Source organism: Polymorphum gilvum SL003B-26A1, from assembly GCF_000192745.1.
In the GTDB taxonomy this organism is placed as follows: domain Bacteria; phylum Pseudomonadota; class Alphaproteobacteria; order Rhizobiales; family Stappiaceae; genus Polymorphum; species Polymorphum gilvum.
This window is the reverse complement of sequence record NC_015259.1, coordinates 692,568-716,117: the sequence shown is the minus strand read 5'-3', so window position 1 is coordinate 716,117 and position 23,550 is coordinate 692,568. Positions and strand designations below refer to the sequence as shown.

Genomic DNA, 23,550 nt, shown 5'->3' with positions numbered 1-23,550 from the left:
TGAATATCTGCTGGAATTTTTTTCTGTGTCAGAAGCGCAACTAGTATCGATCTATATAAGTGGACGCGTAATTCATTACATCAAAGGCAAGAGTTTTTATGTTCATTGGCGTTAAGATTTTCCTTGGAATATCGCTTAGCATGGTCCCTGCGTTGATCAGCTTCGACGCAAGGGGACAGGAGCCGCAACGCACGGGGCAGCATTTCACGTCGCAGTCCTGCTCCCTTGAGCCTCCTGTTCTTGAGACAAGCCTCTACAGGGAACAGCTTTTCACTGTGCTCGACGAAGAAATACGTCGTCTGGAAACTATAATTTCGGAGTTTACGTCGGAGGTAGAAATCGTCTGGGTTTCACCGCCACATCCACGGGAGCCAAATGTCTGGGTTTCACCGCCGCCGCCCGACAAGCTGTCCACTTAACCTTCTTGGCTAACGAATGACATGACGGTTTCGACAGGCCGTCTGCCTTGGTTGCGGTAGCCCAGATGCGGGCGCTCTGTGTTGTAGTGGACGAGCCAGGCGTCGAGATCGGCCTGCAGGGCTTCGACGGTCTCGTAGAAAGTCTCGCGCATCTTCACCCGGAAGAACTCGTCCAGCACCGTGCCGTTGAAGCGCTCGACGAAGCCGTTGGTCTTTGGCGTCTTCACCTTCGTGCGGCGGTGCTCGATGCCATTGAGGTCGAGATAGAGCTCGTAAGGATGCCGGTCCGTCCCGCAGAACTCGCGGCCATTGTCGGTCAGCACGGCTTTCACCGGCAAATCGAGATGGCGGTAGAAGGGCAGCACGTCGTTGTGCAGTACTGCGACCGCCGCCTCGGGCTGCTTGGAGACGTGCAGGAAGCCGAAGGCGTAGCTGCCGAAGGTATCGACCACGGCGTGCAGATAGACCTTGCCGACGCCCTTGAGACTGCCCACGAAGAACGTGTCGGCCGACAGGAGCTCGCCCGGCGCGCTTGATTCCACGTGCCTTTCCCGGAAGCAGGGGTTCAGCTTCTCCAGGAAGGCGGCCTGTTCGGGCGTGATCTCGATGGCCGTCTCGGCGTTCTGTGCCTCCAGCGCCAGCCAGCGCTCGACCTTGGTGCCGAGGCCGCTTTCGTTGAGGATCTTCTGGATGGTGATCGACGACACCCGGACACCTTCCAGCGCCAGCATCGCCTCGTGCCGATTACAGCCATAGGCGGGATGCGCCAGCGCAAGCTCCTTGATCCTGTCCACCACCTCGGGCGCCGTCGTCTGCGGATGGCTCTTGTGGATCGGCGGCAGGTCCTTCAGCCCGTCGAACCCTTGCGTCTGAAACCGGCGCTTCCACTCGTAGAAGCTGGTCCGGTCCATGCCTCGCTGACGGCAGGCCTCGGCGACGTTGCCGAGTTCCCTCGCCAGCTCAAGCACGCTCAAACGCTGCTGCGCCACCTTGCTGGCGGCATCACGAGGCGAGGCCTGCCTTGCTGTTGATGATTGTCCCATGGGATCTTCCTCCTTTCCAACGATAGCACGGAAAGAAGGTTAAGTGCACACTCTAGCGTTTGACATCTCAACCCCGCCCCAGCGGCGGCGTAAGCATCGTTTCGGCGTGCACATCTTCCACACCAACGTGAAGGAACTGCCCGCTGGAATGCGGCGGTTAATTTTAATGTCCAAGGACCTTGCAAAAGCTCTTGCGATCGTCGCTATCATCGCCGCCATCTTTGGCGGTTTCCTGCTCGGCCTCTCCCTCCCGGAGGGGGCGGCCTGGCTCGTCGCTGGCGGCGGTCTGGCGATCGTTGCGATTGCCGGCTGGCTGGCCGTCGCGCTGCTCGGCTCGGAGCAGGCCGCGGCCGGCACCGTGTTGACTGGCCTGGTTATGTGGGTCGTGATCCTAGCTGGAACCATGCTCAGTGGCCTGGCCGTGAGCGTTGGGGCGGTGGCCATGGCTATGGTCGGGCTGGGCGCGGTCGGTGCGATCACCGCTGTGACCTGTGTCGCAGCGAATGACGCCATCAACGACAGCTACGCTGGTCGATAACGAAGGAGCCGTCCCCGCAAGGGGGCGGCTTTTTCACGGCTAGGCGTTGCTGGAAACGCTCGACCTCTGCCTCTTGGCCCAGCCCTTCCCCTCTGTGACGGAATGGGCAATTCAGTCACAGAAATCAAGATCGAAAAATCCAGTTAATCCCAGAGCTTCCGGGCCATCCGTCGCTCTTCGGCGCCGACAGCGTCGCCGTAGATCGCCGTGGTCGCCAGCTTGGCGTGGCCGAGCCACTTCTGAAGCAGGGTGATCGGGATGCCGCGCTCCAGCGCGGCCACGCCAAAGCCGTGGCGCAAGCCCTTCGCCGTCGCGTGCGGCCCGCTAACGCCGGCCGCCGCCATGACTTCCTTCACGCGACGGTGCCCTGTCATACGGTGCCATGGCCAAAGCCGCGCCGACGCGCCACCATCGGGCGCACCCTGAGCGGCGCGCACGTTGTGCACGCGGTCGAGTTCGGCCAGCACTGTCGGCGACACCGGTACGGCCCGATGCACGCCGATACGGCGCTTCTTCAGGCTTCGGAAGACGATGACGCCCGCCCGCATGTCGATATGGTCGGCAGTCAACGCGAGCGCCTCGGAGAGGCGGCAGCCCGTGTCCTTCAGCACAAGGCAGAGCGTGTAGACCTCCGGCGCCTGGTTCTTCGCAGCCCTGATGAAGGCCCGCCGTTCGGCCTCGGTCAGGTATTTCCGATGACCGGCCGGGTCGAACAGGCTCCAGTCCATATCGCCTCGCGCGTGATTGAAGGCCGTCCCTCCGTCGCTGTTTCAACTTCTTGAATCGTAACGCAGGACCGCCCGAGCGAGCGACAGTATTGCCCATTCTGTAACTCGATTTGCCGAAGGGTCTGTGGCAGCCGCGCAACGTGGGTTTTCAACTGCGGCTAATGGGTCCAGAGCGATCAATATCCCTTTCTCCTTCTCGTGAGGCTCCCATGTCGAAGGCTTCCCGCTCTTTCAGCCGTATTCATGCGGCGCTCGTCGGCGCTGTGCTGACCATCGGTATTGCCAGTGCGCAGGCTCAAGAGACGAACCGAGCCGACCGCGTCCCCGAACTTGAGGTGCGCCGCACCTTTATCGATCAGCATTGGGCCATTCATGCCCCAACCGCTGACCAGGTCACTTTCGATCTGTCCACGGGCGGCCGGGGGCGAATAACTCGCATCGGGCTGTTCATTCAGGGGACATGGTCCGTCGATGGGCAGGGAGAGCTATGCCTCACGGCAGAGGCGGGCTCAGACATCGCGCCCGGCACGCGGCTTTGCCATGTGTTCCACCGCGAGGGCGAAGGCTATGCGGTGGCGGTTCAGGGCCACACGCCCATGCCGGTGTTCTTCGTGGACCAGCAGACGAGACTGTTCGTGGACAGCACGAAACGGTCGGGCGGGTGACCCATGCAGGAAGTGACGATGACGCGGCGCTTCACCCTTGAGCGAGACACGACTCTCGCGCAGGCGACGGCCGCAACCATGAAGGCCGTGGAAGCGGCATTTGGCGGGATATTCGAGCAAACCTCGGATGGCAGCTTCTCCGGCACGGGACGCGCCTTTCCGCAGCAACAGCGGAATGCCTTCGACCGGAAGACAGGCGCCGAGGTCGGCTACAACATCAAGATCAGCGGAAAACTCAAGGATCACGGAAACGGTGAGTTTTCAGCGATGGTCGCCCTGACCGGCGATGGCGCCAACACGGTCGGTCGGCTGATGAAGGCTGGCAGCGTCCTCAACATCGTCGTATTGCCGGTTCTGGGTGGGGTCCTGAGCCTAGGCATGTTCCGGGGGGCGTTGTTCGCCGGTCTGATCGGCGCCGGCATCGGCCTTGCACTCGCTCTCGCGATAGCCAGCGCCTTCCGGAAGCTCCCCGAGAAGGCCATGCACAATGCCCGCGCTGCCGTGGAAGGCAAGCTCGCAGCAATTGAGTTTCAAAGCGCTGACTAGCCACAGACAGTCTAGCCAATGGCATCGACGGTGAGCACCATTGGTCCTGGCTCCGCGACCGCAATCGGCCTTCTCGCCGAATTGATTAGCCATGATGGTATCGGAATGGCCGCGATGGTGGCGTTGCGGAGATAACCCCATTCGCGGGCTGACGCGGAACACCTCGGCGAGCGCAAGCAGGAGAAGGCTTGCCCTGCCGAACCACGTCTCAGACGCGCGTAGAAACCCTCGCAGCTGTTCGGATGTCTTCAATCCTGACGCCAGTGCGGGCAAGCTGCGCCCGCATCTCGTTGAAGACGGCAGCCGAACCTGCGGGATCAGAGATTGTCAGGATCGCCGTGAACGGCACGCCTTCATCGGGTATCGTCTCCCCGGCCCGCGTTAGATAGCTGACGAACATGCGCCAGTTCGACGACTTTCCCACGCCACGCATGTTCTTCGTGAACATCTTGGTAGGACTCCACTTGAAACCATGCTCGATGCGTTCGGCTTCGACAGCGGGTCCGTTGGCGCGCCCTGGTAGGTAGGCGGCCTCCAGCCGTCCTCTCCAGCCCGGCTTACCAGTCTTGTCAAAGTCCTCCTGCTGGAGGGCGGCTTCGATGTTCACCCGGACGAATTCAGCCCCGAAGCTGGTATCGAGCGGTGGCGAGGAAACGAGCGTCAAGCGTGCCTGCCCACGGCATTTGCCTTCAGGTGTCACGAGCGAGGGTGGCCAGCTGAACTGGAACGAAACCTGTTGGTCCCTACGCAGACGGTGAGCGAAGACGAGCGTGATTGCATGGTCACTGCCTTCAAGTATCTCATTGGCGCTCGGCGGCATTCCGAAACCGGCAAGGTCGCGGGCGATGCCCGAAAGCGCCTTCGATGTGAGGGGCTCAGGTATGCGTGCGTGGTGCATCAGCAAACCGATGATCGTCTCGCGCGAGACGTCGCCTTCGATGCTGTGATCAAGCATGGCAGCGGTCTTGGCCACGAGCGGTGCAGCGTAGCTCGTGCCGCAGCCATCGCCGACAGCGCCGTCAGGTAAGAGGGAAAAAAGACCGTGGCCGAGCGGCGACTGCGGTGAGCCGGTACCACCAATATGCGCGAGGTCAGGCTTCACGCCAGCTCGGAGGCCCGGCCCTCGTCGGGAGTATCGCGCAGGGGCATGAGGAATGCAGGTCGCCAAGCCTGGCGGATTGAGGGCTGCGACCGAGACGCTGCGGATGCTCTCCGCCGGCATCAGGAGGCCATCGTTCCTCGCAGACGCGAGAGCGACCAAGGCATGGGTCTCATCGGCGGGCCATTCTGGACGCGTGTCCTGCGGCGCAGTGTTCCCTGCCGAAATGAAAAAAATCGCGTCATTTTGTTCGGCGATGGCATCGAGCCGGGCTGCGAGATAGCCGTACTGGTCAGGCTCTGCCTGATGTTGGACATTCAGACTTAGATTGTAGATCCGCGTTGCGTGCCGGGTGCTCGCGTCGGTGACGGCATTGCCGATTTCATCGAAAAAGTCTCCGACTCCGCTCGGATAATAGTTCTGGAAGACCGGCTTGTTCTCATCCGGGAAGATGGCGATGTCGACAAGAGCGACGCCGTCCGGCTCCGGACAGATGGCACCGCCGTTGAGGGCGTTGCCTCCGACGGCAAGGCCGGCGATAAAGGTGCCGTGAGCGAGGCTCTTGTCCTCATCCGCCAAGGTGTCCCAACGATCAACGACCCAAGCATCAAGCCCGCCGGATACCCCGCCGTCGATGACCGCCATCTTCGGATAGGCCCGCGCCGTCACCGGCTCAGGCAGTGTGACCGTCGTTGGGCGGATGCGCCCACTAGCTGTGGATGAGCGCGCGGAAAGGTGCTCGTCGATGATGGTGCGAGTGATGATCGGCGGAAGCTCGATGCGGCGAACTAGGGGATGGTTGTCGAGGAACGTCAGGAGCCGCTTGTGCCGGTCTATATTAGGATCGAAGGGAGCAACTTCCCGGCCGGAGCGGCGATCCGCCGACCGCTGAAGGAACAGCGCGGGTGGGCTGGGCGATTTTTCAATGCGGAGCGAAATTTGTGCGCGATCCCGGCGCGGTGTCGTCAACCGCTCGGCAACGAGCCCCTGTCCGAGGGATTGGAGGCCCTCGACGAATGTGCGGTAGAGGAGTTGTCGGTCCTGATCGACCGCATCCCACTGCGCGCGAGGCGGCGGCACATCGAAAAGCTCCACATGGTAGGCACTCCCCGTCATGGGGTTCGCCAGCCAATCCACGGCTTCCTCAACAGAAAAGCGGCGACGGTCGGAAGGTCCATATAGCTCGATGCGCTCGATCGCGCCGGTTTCGCTTCGGGCGCCGCTGGGGTGCGGCACAAGCTTGCCGCTGTTCGGATCGCGCTTGACCTGGGTCGTGGTCTCAGCGCTCTCAACGGCAGCTTGAATACGACGGAGGGCTGTAGGACGGGCTTCCACGAAGATTTCACCCAGATCACCGCCGCCGACAACAGGGGTGAGTTCGGGCTTGAACAAAGCCCGGACGGGCCGGTGGCTCTTGGCCCAGGCGGAGCGCCGCAGGACGAGCTTGAGGATGCCTATGTTCCCCGTCGACCGCCGGCTTAACGAATCGGCGACACTGGCGAGCTGACCGGAAATGGCGGCCTTATGGCGCACAAAGTCGCGATCCTCATGAGCGAAGAAGTCTTTCTTCGGCCCGCCGCCGCCCTTGTCGCGGACTTCTTCAAAGCTGTCCTGGTTGAGGATAATTTGTACGGGTGCTGCCATGGGTCATCCCCTTTCGTCACCGTAGGCAGAGGCCGACTTTCCGATCTGTCTACTAATCGTGGATTTATCCTTGCCGGCGACCTTGCCAATGTCTTCGTAGCTTAGTTGAAGCTGGTCATCCCGGCTCCATTCCTTAAAGAGCACCCGGTTCTCGGCAAACAGAAGTTCGCGCCGCTTGGGGTCTAGACGGGCGCTGTTGAGGGTTGCGAACTGTCGCAGCGTATCGAGTAGGTGCTTCGGTTCGCCACTACGCATCGCGATCGACTTCTTGTAGGTGCGGACCAGGGCTTCGATTTCTGCACCGGTCGCGCCTTCCGTGAACCAGGCGAGCAACCGGAGATGTCCTTCGGGCGCCTGCACCGGCGGCATGAAGCTCCGCGCAATCTCGACACGAACGTGGAAGTCGGGCTTTGGAATCTCAAGCTGAACCTCGAAACGCCGCCAGACGGCTGGATCGAGCAGGTTCTGATGGTTCGTGATGCCGATGGTGATACCGACGTCGCGCCGTGCATCGAGATTCTGGAGGAGTGAGTTCACGACCCTCTTGATCTCTCCAACTTCCTGCGGGTCGTCCCGGAGCTTGGCAACAGCATCGAACTCATCTAGCAGCAGGATACAGCGGTAGCGATTGGCAAACGCAAACAGGCTACCGATGTTGCGGGATGTGGTTCCCAGGAATGAGGAGACAAGCCCGTCGATACGAGCGAGTACAATAGGCATTTCCAGCTGAGCCGCGATCCAAAGAGCAAGACGGGTCTTGCCGGTTCCTGGAGCGCCATAGATCAGACACGTTCGCGATGGCTGAACGTCCATTTCCTGAAGCTCAGCAAAATTCCTCCACTCGTCGATGATCGATCGGATGGCCTCGGCGACTGTCGCATTGAAGAGCGGCGGCGCTGAGTTGATGTCTTTCGGAAAGATCACATCGACTAGGGGGGCTGCTGTCTCGCGGTCAACTGGCAGCTGCGTTTTAGGCGTGAGCGCCTCTCCCGGCATTTCTGCACGAGACCGTGAGAGACGGCTTGGAGCGACCTCAATCATTTTGTCGGCATTTGTGAGAAGCGCCGCGATCGCAGACGCGGCTTTCTTGTCCCCGGCCTGGCTCAACGCGTCGCGCAGGCGCTCAACCTGCTTGCGCGCAGCTGCCGTGGGCTGCGCCAAGGCAGCTCGACACAGTGCCTGCACGATCGGGAAATGCTCCATCCTCCACCACCTTCACTCTGACTTTTGTTGAGCATATCGCGAGCATCGTTGCACGTCAACGGGCGTTTGTTGCACCATTTTTCTATCAGATTGCCGATTATGCTGATTCTGATGCGTTTGGCGTGCCGTCGTCGCCGCATCTTAGGATGCCTGTACGAAAGAGGAGATGGTGAGGCCGCCTAAGCGGCGGCCTCGGTGATGTCGTCGGATTGCAGGCCACCGAGGAAGTCCGTGGCCTTGGCTGCCTGCGAGGCGGCGGTGAAGATGGCCTTCTTGTCGGCCTTGAGCACCTTCAGCCAGTTGTCGATGTAGGCGGCGTGATCCGGGCGCTGGGTGAGCGTCACGCCCAGATCGGCGCACAGGAACGCCGCGCCAAGTTCGGCCACGAGTTCCTCCATGGCGTAGGCGTCATCGCCGAAGCGTTTGCCGAATTGCCGGTCGCAGCGGCGATCGTTTCCCGTCCAGTGGGTCAGTTCGTGCAGCATCGTGGCGTAGTAGCTCTCGGTCGCCGTGCTGGTCTCGGTGCCGAGGAAGCGCTCGCGTTCGGGCATCTGGATGATGTCGTCCGACGGACGGTAGAAGGCGCGGGTGCCGCCGTGGCGGATGGTGGCGCCGGTGCCGGTGACGAAGCGCTCGGCCGCGTCGATGACCTGCACGGGGTCCTTGGGCTCGGGGAGCGCGGGAGCCTCGTAGCCGTCCACCTGGTCGGCGTTGAAGACCCAGCTTGCGCGTGCCATGAGGCGCTTGCCGTGCTCGGTCGTGCCGTCGTCGTTCTGCTCTTCCACGTCGAACTCGCGGTAGAAGACCACCAAGCTCGACTTCTCGCCCTTGCGGACCTGACAGCCCTTGTTCTGCCATTGGCGGTAGGTGCCCCAGGTGCCCGTGCTGAAGCCGCGGGCTTGTCCTGCGGCCCACAGGCTGACGACGTTGATGCCGCGATAGGCTTTGGCGGTGTCGATGTTGACGGGGCGGTTCAGGCCCTCGCCGCTGCGGTGCCAGGGCATCTGCCAGTCGCCCGCGCCCGCCTCGATGGCGGCGATGATGTTGTTCGTGACCTGGGTGTAAACGTCGATGCGTTGTGCGGTCATGGTTCCTCTCCTTGTCTTTGCGACCGCGCCCATCGCGGCCGTCCGATGGCGACCGGAGAGGCAGGGCCAAGACGGACGGCGCACCCCAAGAGGCGAGGAAGGGCGAAGCCCTGACCGGGAAACGCACGGGCTGGAGGGAACCGGAAGACGGTGGGCGGGCTGTTTCTTGGAGCGCAGCGCCGCGAGGAATGCGGCCTCGGCCGCAGGGGAAGAAACTGACCGACCGCCGTTGCGCCGCACGGCGTCCCTGCCAGGTCAGCCACACCTGAGGACGGCTCGTGGGCAGCGGTCAGCGGCAAGGATCAGAGGAACTTCGCCAACAGGGGATTTGGAGCCCAGAGTCCGAACAGCCCCACCGTCAGGGGGCGGCGGGGCCATTTGGGAGACTGTCATGATGCCCATTGGCGCAAGGCATCGAGGGCTTATGGCCACTGGTAACAATCGGCGCCTGACAGCCGCGGCGACCCTGAAACGTCAACCTCGGGCAGCACTCAAGTCATAGGAAGATCAGGCAAATCGGGGTACAAGGAATCGACAGAACAAGAGGGGGTCTGGTCTGCGGGCGGAGGGCGGATGGTGTTCGGCAAGCTGTTCGGGGGTGGAAAGAAAGACCGGCCGGTAGACCCGGACGCCGGCAAGTCGCATCTGCGTATCCTAGTGGAAACGCTCGATCCGGCGTGGCGCGAGGCGTTCGTGATGGTCGCTAACGACCCTCAGCTGGACTCGGTCTACAGGGACATTCTCTACCGCCAACTGGCGCAGGGTCAGATCGAGGAGGCGCGCACGACGCTGCGCCAAGTCATCCCGATGATGACCAAGGCGAACCGCGACCGCATCCAGCACCTCGGACAAGCACAGGCATGGGCGAGCGATGATGACCTGCTGCGGGCGGGGATATTCTCGCACAAGGGCACGGCCTTTCCGGTGGACTATCTGGAGCTGGGCTACATGCCGAGGCAGCGGTCGAACGGCGAGCCCGTAAGGCTGCCGGTCATGTTTCACGGCGAAGGCCACCTTCTGACGGTGGCGCCGACCGGCTCTGGCAAGGGGCAGCGGTTCATCCTGCGCACGCTGCTGGAGTTCGAGGGGCCGGTGGTAGTGCTCGATCCCAAGGGCGAGAACTACCGCGAGACGGCATGGCGTCGGGACCTTTACGGCCAGGTCTATAAATGGGCGCCGGGCGAGCCCGATTCCGACTGCTACAACCCGCTTGATCGGGTGAAGGGCTGGGACGACGCGCGGCTTCTCGCCGAATTGCTGGTCGTGCCACAGAGCAAGGAGCCGTTCTGGGACGATGCCGCCCGCGACTTACTGACGGGCTTGATCTTCTACGTCATGCACCGCCGGCCGCGCGAGCGGCGCAACATGCGCGAAGTCTGCCGCCTGCTGGCGGCGAGCAAGGCCGATTTCGACGCGATGGTCGAGGATCTCCAAGGGTCGGACGACGAACGACTGCAAGAGCTGGGCAACATCATCGAGACGCAATCGGAGGCGCTGCGCGCCTCGATCACGACGACGCTGCGCACGCAGCTGGCGGTGTGGCGCTCCGACGACGTGGTGGCCGTAACCTCCAGCTCGACGCCGGGCTGGTCAGTGGAGACCATTCTCCGCGAGGACAACAGCTGGGTCATGCAAGCTGCGAAGGCCGGCCGCCCACCGGGTTGGTACTACGACGAAGCAGCTGAGGAGGCCCAAGTCGGCCGGGCAGCTTCGATCTACTTGATTGTGTCGCCGGAGAAGATGAGTTCGATGCGCACGGTGCTGCGCGTCATGCTGGGCCAGCATTTGAGCGAAGCGATCCGGGTCCGCAGGATGCTCGACGAGGAGAACGCGACCGACGCGGACCTGCCAAAGAGCTATCCCAACTGGCCGATGACGTTCTACTTCGACGAGATGCCGCAACTCGGCTACATGCGCATCATCGAGGACGCGGTGGCGATCACGCGGAGCTACCGCATCCGGCTGTGGCTGTTCACCCAGGACATGGCGCAGCTGAAGGAGGTCTACCAGAAATGGGAAAGCCTCATCGCCAATTGCCGGTGCCAGGTCTATTTCCGCCCGAATGATCAGACGACGGCAGAGCATGTCGCGAACCGCCTCGGCAAGCGCAAGGACCTGTGGGGCGGCGAAGATTGGGTGGCCTCGCCACAGCAACTGATGGGGCCTGAGTTCCGTGAGGATTGCGTCATCATCCAGGACGGGCTGACGATCCGCGCCCGGATGTTCAAGCCCTACTACGCCGATGAGGATCTGCAAGACTGGGTGGTCGAGCAGAAAAACAAACTCGGCGACGAGATACACCGCGCCCCGCGCCCCGGACCAACTCCAGTCATGGACCCGGCGCCGGAGGACGAAGAGCCGGAGGCGGAAGCGTCCGTCACCGCATCGCCGGAAGACGCCGATCTGCAAGGGGATGCCGACTACCAGGCGGAGCTGGCGGCACTGCAAGCGCGCATGCGCGCCCGCAAGGCCGGTGCGCCCGAAGCAACCAAGAATGCCGATGAAGGGGACGGCGGAGCGCCTGAGCGGCCCGCTGGATCATCGGAGCCGCTGCGCCGCCCTCCAACACCGCCGAGCTTCGACGAATGAACAGAAACGGCTCCTGTTGCGCCTCGCGCCCCTTCAAGAGCGATACGGTGGGGGCAATCGCGACGCCGCCAGAATAGCGAGGTCAAAAGGATGAGTGGAAGTCTGGTCATAGGCGCGCTTATTGCCGCGCCGCTCTGCTATCTCTTCATGCGCTGGTATCTGAGGCGCCTGCCGAAGTCGAAAAGCTGGCGCGAGCAGTTCGATGAGGGACACAATGCGGCTCGGGCGAGATCGGAGCAGATTGCAGAGCAGTCCCGGCAGTATCAGGAAATCCAGAAGGCGAAGCGTGAAGGCAGGCAGTCGGATCAGGATAACGCCTGAACCGAGAACTGAAACGGCCCTCCTTGCAGCAGGCAGAAGGACTGCCAAACACGACAGCTTGTTCCTGGTAAGGCTTGCAGGCGGTTTGCCAGCGGCATTCGGCTGGCATCACCCATTCGGACCCCATTCGAGAGCCCCTTTGCCGACCGCACAGCGCCTTCGCCGTGTCCGACGGAATGCCGCTGATGGCATTGAGCACCGCTCCGCAGGTACAAACGAGGTTGGCGTTGCCGAAGAAGAACTGGTAGAGACCAGGCAGGTTGGACTGCAGAGTTTTTCCACAGGCGGCAGCGTTTTAAGTGTTTTAATATTTGTTTTAATTGGTTTTAACCTCGTCTGATCATCGGAAATTGACGCAAACCGCCGCGATCAGCGGAAGGCCAGGTCCGCAATAGACAGGCTCCGGTCCGCAATAGACAGCGCTTCGGTCCGCAATGGACAGTGACGGGTCCGCAATAGACAGCCTATCCACAGGCCGCGATTTTAGGCGAACGGCTACGTACGGAAAGGTCGTGGGACTGTCTATTGCGGACTCCAGAAGGATCAGGCCGCGGCCGGTTAGCTCGGGACGTGATGAGCAGAAGGGGACCGTCCTTGCCATTGGCCTCGGCCAATTCATAGTCTGGCAAGTCATTGGCCGCGATGAGCTGACGTAGCTCATGGGCGAACTTCTTGAGCTGCCGCGTCGTCCCGCAACGGGCATGCACGGTCTCGAAGGAGTACGCCGCCTCACCGGTGCCAGCCGCTTTGCGGGCGAGGCGATAGATGAATCGGGCCAGTCCCTTTCTGATGAGGAAATAGTCCGCGTTGACCGTCAGAATCTCGGGCTTCTGGTGGCCGGTCACACCCTGATAAATCCAGTCGGGGATGGTGATCTCCAAAGACCCGACCCGGCCCGTGTCGGTGCGCGTCGCGACGGTAGCGCCGGCGATGAGTGGAAAGTATCCGGCACGCCGGCCGGCCTTCCGGCGGTCGGCGACCGAAATCTTGATGTAGGTGCCTTGCAGCCTGTCGAGGGCCTGCTCCAACGCTTCGTATTGGCGGCCGCCGAAGGGCATCCGACAGAACTTGAATATCTCGGCGCTGTGCGGTCGGAACTTTGCCGAGGGCATGTCTCCAAGGCCAGCGCGGTAACGCCGCATGGCGTCGGCCAGGTGACTGATCATCATCAGCACGATGTCATAGTCATAGACGGTAGCCATGCCATCGGCACCGCCCTTCACCTCCACGACCGCATCAGCAAGTTCGTAGCGGATCGTATCACCCTTCCGCGTCTGGCTTTTCGAGAGCCGGAACACGGCGATGTCCATCAGGCCGATACCGTCCTTGACGGGGATGTCGCAGAGTGAGGGAACGAAGAAGTCCGGCTGGTTGTCGTTCGCCGGGGCTGGGCGCATGGAGGGGTTCGGAGCTGTCCGCTCGATGGTCTCGCGAAGCCGGTCGATGGTGTGCTTGAGCGAGCCTGCCTGACTGGCGGCGGTTGCTGGCGGACGCACAGTCTTCATCCGATGGCGATACCTCATAGTTCGTCATTTGTTCTTATCACGATACCACAAGCGCCGTCCGAGTGGCGCGCAATCTTCGCAAAGCCCTAGGGGCAGCGCCCCTGCTGGATTTGACGGAGAATTGTGGGCAGCCGTTGGGAGCAACTGCCCCTAAATTGCCCCTGGGCGCAAAAACGCACTCGATCCAGAGATCGAGGCGTTATCATAAGTCACTGATATTCTGAGGTAAACTTGGTTGCGGGGGTAGGATTTGAACCTACGACCTTCAGGTTATGAGCCAAGCGAAAAGCCATTCTCGGCACACTCTGTCAACACTTCTCAACAATCATAGCATTGAAATCACATCATTTTTCCGATGAGCCCTTCAGGCTCTTGTTGAGAGTTTTTGGTTTTCAGTGTGCCAAAAATGTGCCAAAAACGGTTTGGCACATCGCCCATTTCCCCGGCTCCCGAGGCTCACATGGCAACGATCCAGAAGCGCGAAGGCAAGAAAGGCCCGTCCTATCGGGTCATGGTGCGGATGAAGGGCTTCCCGATGCAGGTGAAGACCTTCAAGCGCCTGACGGACGCCAAGCAGTGGGCGCAGGACACCGAAAGCGGCATCCGCAAGGGTGAAGTCAAGAACGTCGTCCGAACGGCGGCGACCAAGACCCTTCAGGACGTTATCGACCGCTTCCGCAAGGAAGTGTTCATCCACCGGGCAGAGAGCACCAAGCGGGCGGAAGGCTCCTTCCTGGCCTATTGGGAGAAGGCGTTGGGGAGCTACGCCCTCGCCTACATCACCGCCGATATGGTCAGCGAGAAGATGGCGGAGCTGGCCGCCGCTGGCGACGGCCGCCGCAAGGCGGACGAGGATGCAGAGGCGGACAAGCCGAAGGCAGCGCCCAAGCCGAAGAGCCGCAAAACCCTGAAGCACTACCGCGACACGCTGGCGGTGTTGTTCAAATACGCGATCCAATGGGGCTGGACGGCCTCAAGCCCACTCGACGGCGTGAACCGGATCACCAAGATCAGGAACGAACGCACCCGTTACCTGAGCGACGAGGAACGCAAGCGTTTGCTCGACGCCTGCAAGGCCAGCGACAACGAGCACCTCTATCCCGTGGTCGTGTTCGCCCTCTCGACCGGCGCGCGAAAGAGCGAAATCCTCGGTCTGACGCTGGACGATCTGGACCTGACCCGCGACACGGCCATCCTGCGGGATACCAAGAACGGTGACACGCGGGCGGTGCCTGTTGTCCACCACCTACGCGACCTGCTGGAAGATCAGGTCGAGACGGTCAACAGGTTCTATGACGAGCTGGAGCCCCCGGCCGACACCCGCTGGCTGTTCCCGCGCCGGGACGGCCAAGAGCCGATCGACATCCGCAAGGCGTGGGAGAACGCCCGCGACGCGGCCAAGATCAACGACTTCCGCTTCCACGACCTGCGGCACTCGACGGCAAGCTACCTCGCCATGAACGGGGCCAGCCTCGTCGAAATCGCGGAAATCCTTGGCCACCGGACCCTTCAGATGGTCCGGCGCTATGCCCACCTGTCAGAGAGCCACGTCAAGGGCGTGGTCAGGGAATTGAATGAAAAGATGTTCTGAGGCATAAAAAAGGTTCCTGCTCCTTTTGAGGCCCCTCGAACCATGAGGTTGTCATGGTTGACTATCGGGACCTGGCGACCGTGAAGCAGGTGGCGGCGGAAGCGCCGTTCATCACGGAAGCCACGCTGCGCTGGTGGATATTCCATGCGGAGACGAATGGACTGAAACCCGCGCTGCTGAAGATCGGTGGCCGGGTCTATATCGACCGCGCCGAGTTCAACAAATGGCTGGAGAGCCAGCGCATGGCTCCCAAGCCGTTGAAGCCTGCGGCCTGACACGGCCCCTATCCTCGACCGAAGCCCCGCCGCAAGGCGGGGCTTCTTTGCTGTTACAATGACCACCCTCCGCTCCAAGCTATAACAGACCCTCCAAGGTAATGACCATATCGCCTCTTATTCAATGAACTTGGTCATAAATTATACCTCTTGAACGATTGACATCTTGGCGCGCCTTTCGGCGGATTATTATCCGATGTATTTCCAACATTTATTTTTATTAAGGCGAGAAGTTTCTAATTTAGAACGTATTATTAGATTTCTTGTTCAGATCGGAGTTTTTTACTGCCGCTCTATTGATCATCCAACTCCCTCCGATCATGCTGAAGCCTAACCCGAGCAAAAGAGGAGCCCCAACATTTCCATGAATGAGGTTCGATGCCATCGAAGTTGAAAGCAGCATGAGACTAAACTCGCCCCCATGAGCGAGAATGATTCCAGTTCGCCATGAGGTCTGAAGCGACTCGCCGAATGATCGGGCGACGAGCAAAACGATCAGCGTCTTGCCCGCGAATATGATCGCGAGCCAGATCAGCACCACAGGCCATACAGATGGAATGATCCAAAGTGGCAATTGCGTTCCGATGCCGACAAAGAAAATCCCGACAAACAAATCGCGGAAGGGCCGAATCTCGTTCTCGACAGCATGGCGCGCGTCACCCTCACCGATAATCATGCCGGCCGCGAATGCGGCGAGTGCCGGAGAAAGACCGGCGGAGGCCGCGACAATCGCAGACCCTAGTGCAATGGTGAGCGCGAGGAGCTGGGCAAGTTCCGGATCGCCACGCGACGCTACCCAACGGGCAAGCACCTGCAACGGGCCACGGGCAATGAACAGAGCTGCAACCAATGCCATTGCACTGGCGACGACCGTTATCACGCCATACCCTTCGGCGGCTCCACTCATCGAATCGTGCAGAAGCAGGAATGCGACAGCTGCCAAGTCTTGAAACAGAAGCACTGCAATGGCCAGACGTCCTTGGGCCGATCCCAGAGCGTTCGCGCTTGCGAGCACCTTGAGGCACATGGCCGTGGATGACATGGCAACGGCCCCGCCGATGAGGATTGCGGGGACGGGCGCGAGATCGAAGATCAGACTCGCTACCAACGACACCGTTATCGTCGTGACTACAACCTGCACGGCTCCAAGACCGAAGACATGCTTCCTGAGCGTTACGAGCTTCTCGAACGAGAATTCCAGGCCAAGAGCGAACAGCAGGAGTACCACTCCGATCTCGCCAATGCTGCTCAGGGCAGCGCTCTCCGCAATCAGGCCGAGGCCGGCAGGTCCGATGACTATGCCGGCAAGAATGTAACCGACAATGCTGGGCACGCCGATCCGTGAACATATCGTCACGAGCACGAACGCGGCAAAGACCAACAAGGCCGCACTTTCGACAAATCCGGTCACGCCATGCATGTTCTTCTCCTGATGGCATGGCGCAGGTAAGGCCAATACCTGTAAACTCTAGACGTGCGAGCGCGCCCACTGCGCTATCTGCGCGGCAGGCATTGCACCGCTCGTTCTCGCAATTTCCTTCCCGCTACTGAACAGGATCATGGTGGGAATGCCGCGGATCCCGTGGCGGCCGGCGATCTTCTGTTCGGCTTCCGTATCGAGCTTACCAAGGCGGAAATTTGGTTCGAGCGACTGCGCCGCCGCCTCGAATTGGGGCGCCATCATCTTGCATGGCCCGCACCACTCGGCCCAGAAATCGACCAGCAATGGCAGTTCGGCATTCGCATGACGGTCAAAATTAGCCGCTGTAAGCGTGACGGGCCTGCCTTGAAAGAGAGGCGCGCCGCAGCGTCCGCAATTGGGATTATCGGTCAGGCGCTCTTGCGGCACCCTATTGGTGGAATTGCACTGCGGGCAAGCGACCGTGGGCATCCTGTATCCTTTCGTTGACGAGCCGGTCTTGGCGGCCGGCTGATGCAAGCATTCAGCGCGTGGACATGGCGCGGCGCGCCTCTCGCTGCCGCGGCTCGGGCAGGTATTCCACGCCACCGCCCTGGCGCCGAACCGGCTGCGGATAGAGCGTCATCAGCTCCAGTATTTCCTTGGGCATGTCCGTTCCAACGGGCAGGCCCATGTCGCGGGCCTCATCGGCAGAGATGGGATAGTCGTGGGTCCAAGTGCCCGTCGCCAGCTTCGCCGCCACGGACGCCGCGCGGTTCTCGTCCATTTTGTCGGACAGCAAGTGTTTTGCGAACGCCTCGATCTGCGCAATGGCCTTGCGACCGACATCGGCCATGATCAGGGTCTGGTCGTCGATCTCGGCGATGGGTTTCTCCTCGACGACCTTGATGAGCGAGGCAGCAGGCAGCTGGCCAAGTTGCGGATCGACGGGTCCCAGCACGGAATGTTCGCACATCACGATCTCGTCGGCAGCGAGTGCGATCAGCGTGCCACCGGACATCGCGTAGTGTGGCACAAACACTGTGACCTTGCCCTTGTGTCCCTGAATGGCGCGGGCAATCTGTGTTGCCGCCAGCACAAGGCCGCCCGGTGTGTGCAGCACGATGTCGAGCGGCACTTCGTCGTCGGTCATCTGGATCGCGCGCAGGACTTCCTCCGAGTCATTGACGTCGATGTAGCGCATCAGGGGGAAACCAAGCAGGTTCATAGTCTCCTGCCGATGAATCAGCAGAATGACGCGACTGCCGCGCTTCTTCTCGATGTTGGCGATCTTACGTGTGCGCATCGCCTCAAGATATCGGCGCTGCAGAACCGGCTGCAGCGCCGAAATGATGAAGAACAGCCAGAACAGCTGCATTATGTCCATGGACCTTGTCCTCCTTCCCGTCGGCCATCCGGCAGAAAGCCATAGATGCCCTCGTCGCGATAATAGTGGCGATAGGCATCGGCGCGCCTTCGCAGGAGTGGCGTTACAAGCCAACCGGCGAGAAACCCGCCGATATGCGCCCACCAGGCGATCCCGCCCGTGGCCTGATCGCTGCCGAGCGACAGAAAGCCGGGAATGACCTGCATGAAAAACCAGATCATCGCGAAAATGACCGCGCGCACTTCGAAGAAGAGGGGAATGAACAGAATCGGCACGATCACTACCAGCCGAGCCGCCGGAAACATGCGTGCGTAGCAACCGATCACGCCCGCGATCGCCCCCGATGCGCCAAGCGCGGGAACGACTGAGTCGGGGTTCGCCAGCGCGTGAGCCAGTCCGGCTGCCACACCACAGAACAGATAGAACAGCGTGAATCTACCCGGTCCAAGCCGATCTTCGACGGCGGGGCCGAAGATCCAGAGCGTCCACATGTTCAATATGAGGTGCAGCCAGCCCCCGTGCAGGAAGATATTGGTCAGGAACGGGGTCCAGTCCGACGGGGCGACGAGGCTTAGCTGTCCGAAGAAGCGCGAGGGCACCAGCGCGAACTCGAACAGGAACCGGTCCAGCACGCGCGGCGGCAGGCTGGTCTGATAGAGAAACGCGAGAACGTTTACGCCGATGACCGCCCATACCATGACGGGCGGGTAGCGGCGCGCGACGCTGTCAAGATAGGGAAACAAGCGGCAGATCCTCGCTCGCGCTAGACATTCCGTTCATTGTTCTTTCCCGGCTATCCTCACGCCCGTCCAGGCCGGGGGATCGGAGGCCGGGAAGGATTCGAGCGAGGCTTCGAGCACCGGATCGAATTCGGCCTGTTCTTGCGACGACAGGTCCACCGTGCCTTCTTGCTCGACCGCGCGGCGGAGGCGGTGATCGTAGTGCTCCCGATCCAGGCGCATCGGAATGCGATAGGCTTCCGGCGCATCGGCTCCCTTGTAGAGTCGATGCCGTACCTCGCCCCGCCAGTGGTCAGGCGCACGCCGGTGAGTCGTGTCCTCGCGCACGATGTAGCGCCAGTCCTGCCGCTCCGCGAATGCCACGGCGCTTTCGCGGTCGGGAAACTTCAGCCGGATCGGACGATAGGGATCGTCGCTGGAGGTATATCCCATCAGCGGCTCGATGTGGGGCGGGCGCGACGGCTCGAATTCCAGTATCCAGTAGTTGGGCCGCGGCGCCGATGTCATCGCGGAACGTGCCGGCCGGTAAATGATCGCGTTCGGAACGTCCCATGATCTCATGTTGGTCCCGGGTATCTTCGGCGGAAAGGGTGGACGATTGTGACCGCGCATCATGGTGCTTCCCCTCGGTTATCCCCCAGAAAAGCGCGTTCCAGCCGGGCGCGATCCCGCAGGGGCTGTGGAATTCGCACCCTCCTCTGGTGAGCACTCTCAAAAAGCGCATGAGCGGTATCGGAAGACTGACCTGAGTCACGCAGTTTATCGCGAAGATAATCGCGAGCCGACTGGACGATCCGGGTCACGTCGTCTTCATGAATGCCGAGAACCGAAGAGGCCTTTTCAAGCGGGGTGTCGTTCAGATCGACAAGGAACAGGACCCTGCGCCATAGCGCCGGAAGACCGGCGATCGCCCGATGCAAGAACAGCGCGTCCTGCCGTTTAGCGACCGCCGTTTCGGGGTCGTCCACACCGTCGTCGGCGACGAGTTCCTCGAGCATCAGCACGTCGTCGGGCTGGTAGAACTCGAACATCTCCTCATCCGACTCAGTAGGCTCCGCGGCCGGCACCTCGGGCGCCACGTCGATCGGGGCGGCATCCTCGGGCACCGCGCGGCGCGCGGCCTGCGCCTCGGCCTCAATGGTCTCGAAGGCCAGTTGCGTCAGCCAGTCCCGGACGGAGAATTCGGTCGGCCGCCGCTCGAAGCGATCGAGCCCATTGAGGATCGTCGCATCGACGATATCGCGAACGGCAAGATAGCCCTGTGGTACCGATCCGCTGCATTCGAGATAGGTCAACTCACGCCTGACGGTGTCGTAGACCGTATCGAGATGATCCTCGATCAGGTCGAAGAAGAGTTGGCGCCGCTCCGCCTCCGCCGCATCCCGCGCGGGCGGCAGCGGGGCGCCGATCCGGCGCCGGCGGGCGGGACGCTTGTACTCCGGCTCGTGCTTGAGGCGCGCCACATGCCGATCGACCTGGTGGCGCAGGTCGGCAAAGGCCTTGCGCAGGACAGGCTCGATCTCGAACCCCTCTTCCTGCGCCGCGATCACGCCCAATGGCAGTTGCAGGCGCAGGCTGACTTTGATGCGCGTCTTGCCCCTCGTCTGGGAGGCGACGACTTCGAGCCGGACGAGATTCTCGCGGAAGCGTACAAGATGCGGTTCAAGTTGCCGCACCTCTTCCTCGATGACCTCAGGCGCGCGCTGTTGGCCGTGCCGGTCAAGATTGCGAAATGCTCTGATTACTTCCATGCCGTATGACCTTGCCTGTCGCTTTTTGACGAGATGAGCCGGCGCGACCGAATCGCGCCGGCCAGTCCTTCACGACGTCACCCGGTAGACTTACCGTCCTTGGACTGCCCCTTATCCTTGGTGTCGACCGGGACATCGGGCGTCGGAGCGTCCGCCTTGTTTTCGGCAACTTCGCTGGACTCGTCGATCCCGGCCTCGGCCTGATCGTCGGGGCTGTCCTCACCGCTGTCCTTTGCGATCTTTTCGAACACCACCTTCTGTTCGCCCGGCGACCAAGCGACGCGGACCTTGTCACCATCCTCGATCCGCCCGGAGAGCATCTCACGGGCTAGCTCGGTCTCCAGCTCCGACCGGATCAGCCGGCGCAGCTCGCGGGCGCCGAATTCAGGGCGGAAGCCCACTGCGCCGAAGTGGTCCACCACGCCCACGTCGAACTCGAGTTCGACGCCCTGGCCGAGGGCGGTCCTCTTCACCCGGTTCAGCTGCAACTCGACGATCTGGCGGATCTCCGACTGATTCAGTGAGTGGAAGACGATGATCTCGTCGATCCGGTTGATGAACTCGGGCCGGAAATGGCCGCGCAACACTTCCATCAGTTCGGACTTCTGCTTTGCCTCGTCGAACTCCTTGGTGCCGCGTTTCTTAAGGTTACGCTGGATGATGTCCGAACCGAGGTTCGAGGTGGCGATGATGATGGTGTTGGTGAAGTCCACCACGCGCCCCTTGCCGTCGGTCAGCCGGCCGTCGTCGAACACCTGCAACAGAATGTTGTAGACATCCGGGTGCGCCTTCTCGATCTCGTCGAGCAGCACGACCGAATAGGGCCGACGGCGCACCTTCTCGGTCAGTTGCCCGCCTTCGTCGTATCCGACGTAGCCGGGAGGCGCGCCCACCAGCCGGGCGACCGAATGGCGCTCGCCATACTCGGACATGTCGATGCGGATGATTGCGTCCTGATCGCCAAAGATTACTTCGGCGAGCGTCTTGGCCAGTTCCGTCTTGCCAACCCCGGTCGGCCCGAGGAACAGGAAGGTCGCGGTCGGGCCACGTCCCTCGCGCAGTCCTGCGCGCGCGAGGCGCACCGCATCGGCCACGGCGCGGATGGCCTCTTCCTGGCCGATGACGCGCTCGTGCAGCTTCTCCTCAAGCTTGAGGAGCTTGTCCTTCTCCTCGGTGGTCAGATCAGTGACCGGAACGCCGGTGATCTTCGAGACGATCTGCGCAACATGATCGGCGCGCACCTCGGCGGTCGCCGAAGCCTGGTCGCGCTTCCAAATCTCCAGAAGCTCGTCCAGCTCCTTCTGCTTCTGTTCGAGTTCCCTCTTCAATTCCGCTGCCCGGTCGAATTGCTTGCGGGCTGCGGCATAGTCCTGCTCGCGCTTGATCTGCGCGACCTCGGCCTCCAGCTCCTGGACGTCCACGGGGCGCGCTGTGGCGCTGATCTTCACACGTGCGGCGGCCTGATCGATCAGGTCGATCGCTTTGTCAGGCATGAAACGGCCAGTGATGTAGCGGTCCGAAAGCTCGGCCGCCGCGACGATGGCCTCGTCGGTGATCGTCACCTTGTGGTGCGCCTCCAGCGTGTCGCGCAGACCCCGCAGGATCATGATGACCTGAGCGACCGTGGGTTCCTCGACATAAACCGGCTGGAAGCGGCGTTCGAGTGCTGCGTCCTTCTCGATGTATTTCTGGTACTCGTTGAGCGTCGTCGCACCGATCAGGTTCAGCTCGCCCCGCGCCAACGCCGGCTTGAAGGTGTTGGCGATGTCTAGACCGCCTTCGCCGCCGCCCTGACCGGCGCCGACGATGGTATGGATCTCGTCGATGAACAGGATCAGACTGTCCTTCTCCTCGGTGATCTCCTTGAGGATCTTCTGGACTCGCTCCTCGAACTCGCCGCGATACTTCGACCCGGCCACCATCGAGTTGATGTTGAGCTCCACGAGCCGCTTGTCGCGCAGCGCCTCTGGCACTTCCCCCGCGACGATCCGTTGTGCAAGTCCCTCGACGATGGCGGTCTTGCCCACGCCGGGCTCGCCGATCAGCACCGGGTTGTTCTTTTTCCGGCGGGCCAGCACTTCGATCGTCGTCTCGATCTCGCGGGCACGGCCGATGACGGGGTCGAGCTTGCCCTCGCGGGCGAGCTTCGTCAGGTCACGGCTGAACTGGTCCAGATCGGGCGTGCTGGAAGGCGCCTCCACGCGGCCTTCCTCGGCTCCCTTGCCCACGACCTTGGTCACCTGCTGGCGAAGCGCCTGCGGCGTGAGGCCGTACTTGCGCAGGATAGACGCGGCCAGGCCCTCGCCCTCCTCGGCGAGGCCGATCAGCAGATGCTCGGGGCCGACATAGGAATGGCCGAGTTCGTTCGAGGCGATGAAGGCCCGGTTCAGCGCGTCCTTCAGGCGAGGACTGACGCCGATTTCGCCCTGCGTCTTGGCCTCTCCACGCTTCGCTTCCTTCTCGATCTGGCGCCGCAGATCGTCCACATCGACCTTGAACTGTTCCAGGATCGTCTTGACGACGTCGGACGAGGTCAATGCCAAAAGCAAATGTTCGGTATCGACCTCGCTGCGCCCGAACTCTCCGGCCTTCTGTGCGGCATCCTGCAACAGCTTGTTGCCCTGTTCGCTCAGCCGGTCAGCGATGGTGCGTCCGCCGCCGCGCCGCGATCCACGCCGCGGCGCACCCTCACCGAAAGTGGCCTCGACGACATCGTCATCGCCGTCACCCATGGAGCCGAGCGTGCCGCCCCGCAGCGGGCTGTCACCAAAGAGGCTGCCGAATCCGCTGTCGCCGAAGAACTCGTCAAAAAGGGAATGCCGCCCGAACAGGGACTCCAGCGGCGAGGCGCTGCGGCCCGACCGGCGCACCATCTCGCGGTAATGCTGGTCGCAAAGCTCCATGTTCTGAATTCTGCCGTTCACCGAGGCGCGCACGCGCGCCGTCGCCGGGCGACCGCAAATATCGCAAGCTCCGTTTGCCATTCGTCTTCTCCGTTTCTTTATCCAGTCAGGGTTGT

The 23,550-nt window shown here is 61.8% G+C and carries 20 protein-coding genes; 7 read left to right on the top strand and 13 right to left on the bottom strand.

Annotated features, from left to right (window positions below):
- Positions 1–415 precede the first annotated feature (415 nt).
- Positions 416–1,462, bottom strand: coding sequence for an IS481 family transposase (locus tag SL003B_RS03440; protein WP_013651429.1), 1,047 nt, complete (start codon positions 1,460–1,462; stop codon positions 416–418).
- Between the two features lie 106 nt (positions 1,463–1,568).
- Between SL003B_RS03440 and SL003B_RS03435 the strand changes: the two genes are divergently transcribed.
- Positions 1,569–2,000 carry a hypothetical protein gene (locus SL003B_RS03435; RefSeq protein ID WP_148259245.1) on the top strand — a complete coding sequence of 144 codons (432 nt, stop codon included), beginning with the start codon at positions 1,569–1,571 and terminating at the stop codon, positions 1,998–2,000.
- A 143-nt stretch (positions 2,001–2,143) separates the two neighbouring features.
- Here the strand turns inward: SL003B_RS03435 and SL003B_RS03430 are convergent, their stop codons facing one another.
- Positions 2,144–2,728: a tyrosine-type recombinase/integrase gene (locus tag SL003B_RS03430; RefSeq protein ID WP_013651427.1), complete on the bottom strand. Its 585-nt coding sequence runs from the start codon at positions 2,726–2,728 to the stop codon at positions 2,144–2,146.
- 209 nt (positions 2,729–2,937) lie between these two features.
- Between SL003B_RS03430 and SL003B_RS03425 the strand changes: the two genes are divergently transcribed.
- Both SL003B_RS03425 and SL003B_RS03420 read left to right on the top strand, forming a co-directional pair.
- Complete coding sequence (locus tag SL003B_RS03425; RefSeq protein WP_041375353.1) at positions 2,938–3,393, top strand: hypothetical protein; 456 nt, start codon at positions 2,938–2,940, stop codon at positions 3,391–3,393.
- Positions 3,394–3,396: 3 nt separating this feature from the next.
- The gene (locus SL003B_RS03420) at positions 3,397–3,939 is read left to right on the top strand and encodes a hypothetical protein (protein ID WP_013651426.1); all 543 of its coding nucleotides are present in this window, start codon (positions 3,397–3,399) and stop codon (positions 3,937–3,939) included.
- A 208-nt stretch (positions 3,940–4,147) separates the two neighbouring features.
- Here SL003B_RS03420 and SL003B_RS03415 read toward each other — a convergent pair whose 3' ends face one another.
- The 3 genes from SL003B_RS03415 to SL003B_RS03405 form a co-directional block, all read right to left on the bottom strand.
- A complete protein-coding gene (locus SL003B_RS03415) occupies positions 4,148–6,682 on the bottom strand; it encodes a S8 family peptidase (protein ID WP_013651425.1) in 2,535 nt (844 codons plus the stop codon).
- Positions 6,683–6,685: 3 nt separating this feature from the next.
- Positions 6,686–7,885 carry an AAA family ATPase gene (locus SL003B_RS03410; protein ID WP_013651424.1) on the bottom strand — a complete coding sequence of 400 codons (1,200 nt, stop codon included), beginning with the start codon at positions 7,883–7,885 and terminating at the stop codon, positions 6,686–6,688.
- A gap of 179 nt (positions 7,886–8,064) precedes the next feature.
- On the bottom strand, positions 8,065–8,973 hold the full coding sequence (locus SL003B_RS03405; RefSeq protein WP_041375352.1) for an ArdC family protein: 909 nt from the start codon (positions 8,971–8,973) through the stop codon (positions 8,065–8,067).
- A 573-nt stretch (positions 8,974–9,546) separates the two neighbouring features.
- Here SL003B_RS03405 and SL003B_RS03400 point away from each other — a divergent pair.
- Together SL003B_RS03400 and SL003B_RS03395 are read left to right on the top strand one after the other, a co-directional pair.
- The gene (locus SL003B_RS03400; protein WP_013651422.1) at positions 9,547–11,562 is read left to right on the top strand and encodes a type IV secretory system conjugative DNA transfer family protein; all 2,016 of its coding nucleotides are present in this window, start codon (positions 9,547–9,549) and stop codon (positions 11,560–11,562) included.
- A 90-nt stretch (positions 11,563–11,652) separates the two neighbouring features.
- Positions 11,653–11,883 (top strand): small multi-drug export protein, encoded by a 231-nt coding sequence (locus SL003B_RS03395; RefSeq protein ID WP_013651421.1) that lies wholly within the window; start codon positions 11,653–11,655, stop codon positions 11,881–11,883.
- 464 nt (positions 11,884–12,347) lie between these two features.
- Here the strand turns inward: SL003B_RS03395 and SL003B_RS03390 are convergent, their stop codons facing one another.
- Positions 12,348–13,388 carry a replication initiator protein A gene (locus SL003B_RS03390; protein WP_013651420.1) on the bottom strand — a complete coding sequence of 347 codons (1,041 nt, stop codon included), beginning with the start codon at positions 13,386–13,388 and terminating at the stop codon, positions 12,348–12,350.
- Positions 13,389–13,848: 460 nt separating this feature from the next.
- Between SL003B_RS03390 and SL003B_RS03385 the strand changes: the two genes are divergently transcribed.
- Positions 13,849–14,979, top strand: coding sequence for a tyrosine-type recombinase/integrase (locus SL003B_RS03385; protein WP_013651419.1), 1,131 nt, complete (start codon positions 13,849–13,851; stop codon positions 14,977–14,979).
- Positions 14,980–15,032: 53 nt separating this feature from the next.
- Positions 15,033–15,254, top strand: coding sequence for a helix-turn-helix domain-containing protein (locus SL003B_RS03380; protein ID WP_013651418.1), 222 nt, complete (start codon positions 15,033–15,035; stop codon positions 15,252–15,254).
- Between the two features lie 241 nt (positions 15,255–15,495).
- Here SL003B_RS03380 and SL003B_RS03375 read toward each other — a convergent pair whose 3' ends face one another.
- The 7 genes from SL003B_RS03375 to SL003B_RS03345 form a co-directional block, all read right to left on the bottom strand.
- On the bottom strand, positions 15,496–16,674 hold the full coding sequence (locus SL003B_RS03375) for a cation:proton antiporter domain-containing protein (protein ID WP_013651417.1): 1,179 nt from the start codon (positions 16,672–16,674) through the stop codon (positions 15,496–15,498).
- Positions 16,675–16,722: 48 nt separating this feature from the next.
- On the bottom strand, positions 16,723–17,145 hold the full coding sequence (gene trxC, locus SL003B_RS03370; RefSeq protein WP_041375351.1) for a thioredoxin TrxC: 423 nt from the start codon (positions 17,143–17,145) through the stop codon (positions 16,723–16,725).
- Between the two features lie 52 nt (positions 17,146–17,197).
- The gene (locus SL003B_RS03365; protein WP_013651415.1) at positions 17,198–18,040 is read right to left on the bottom strand and encodes an SDH family Clp fold serine proteinase; all 843 of its coding nucleotides are present in this window, start codon (positions 18,038–18,040) and stop codon (positions 17,198–17,200) included.
- On the bottom strand, positions 18,031–18,783 hold the full coding sequence (locus SL003B_RS03360; RefSeq protein ID WP_013651414.1) for a rhomboid family intramembrane serine protease: 753 nt from the start codon (positions 18,781–18,783) through the stop codon (positions 18,031–18,033). Before SL003B_RS03360 ends, SL003B_RS03365 begins: the two co-directional genes overlap by 10 nt.
- Positions 18,784–18,816: 33 nt before the next feature.
- A complete protein-coding gene (locus SL003B_RS03355; protein ID WP_041375350.1) occupies positions 18,817–19,395 on the bottom strand; it encodes an NADH dehydrogenase ubiquinone Fe-S protein 4 in 579 nt (192 codons plus the stop codon).
- A complete protein-coding gene (locus SL003B_RS03350; RefSeq protein ID WP_013651412.1) occupies positions 19,392–20,531 on the bottom strand; it encodes an RNA polymerase sigma factor in 1,140 nt (379 codons plus the stop codon). Before SL003B_RS03350 ends, SL003B_RS03355 begins: the two co-directional genes overlap by 4 nt.
- Positions 20,532–20,608: 77 nt before the next feature.
- The gene (locus SL003B_RS03345) at positions 20,609–23,515 is read right to left on the bottom strand and encodes an ATP-dependent Clp protease ATP-binding subunit (protein WP_013651411.1); all 2,907 of its coding nucleotides are present in this window, start codon (positions 23,513–23,515) and stop codon (positions 20,609–20,611) included.
- Positions 23,516–23,550 lie beyond the last annotated feature (35 nt).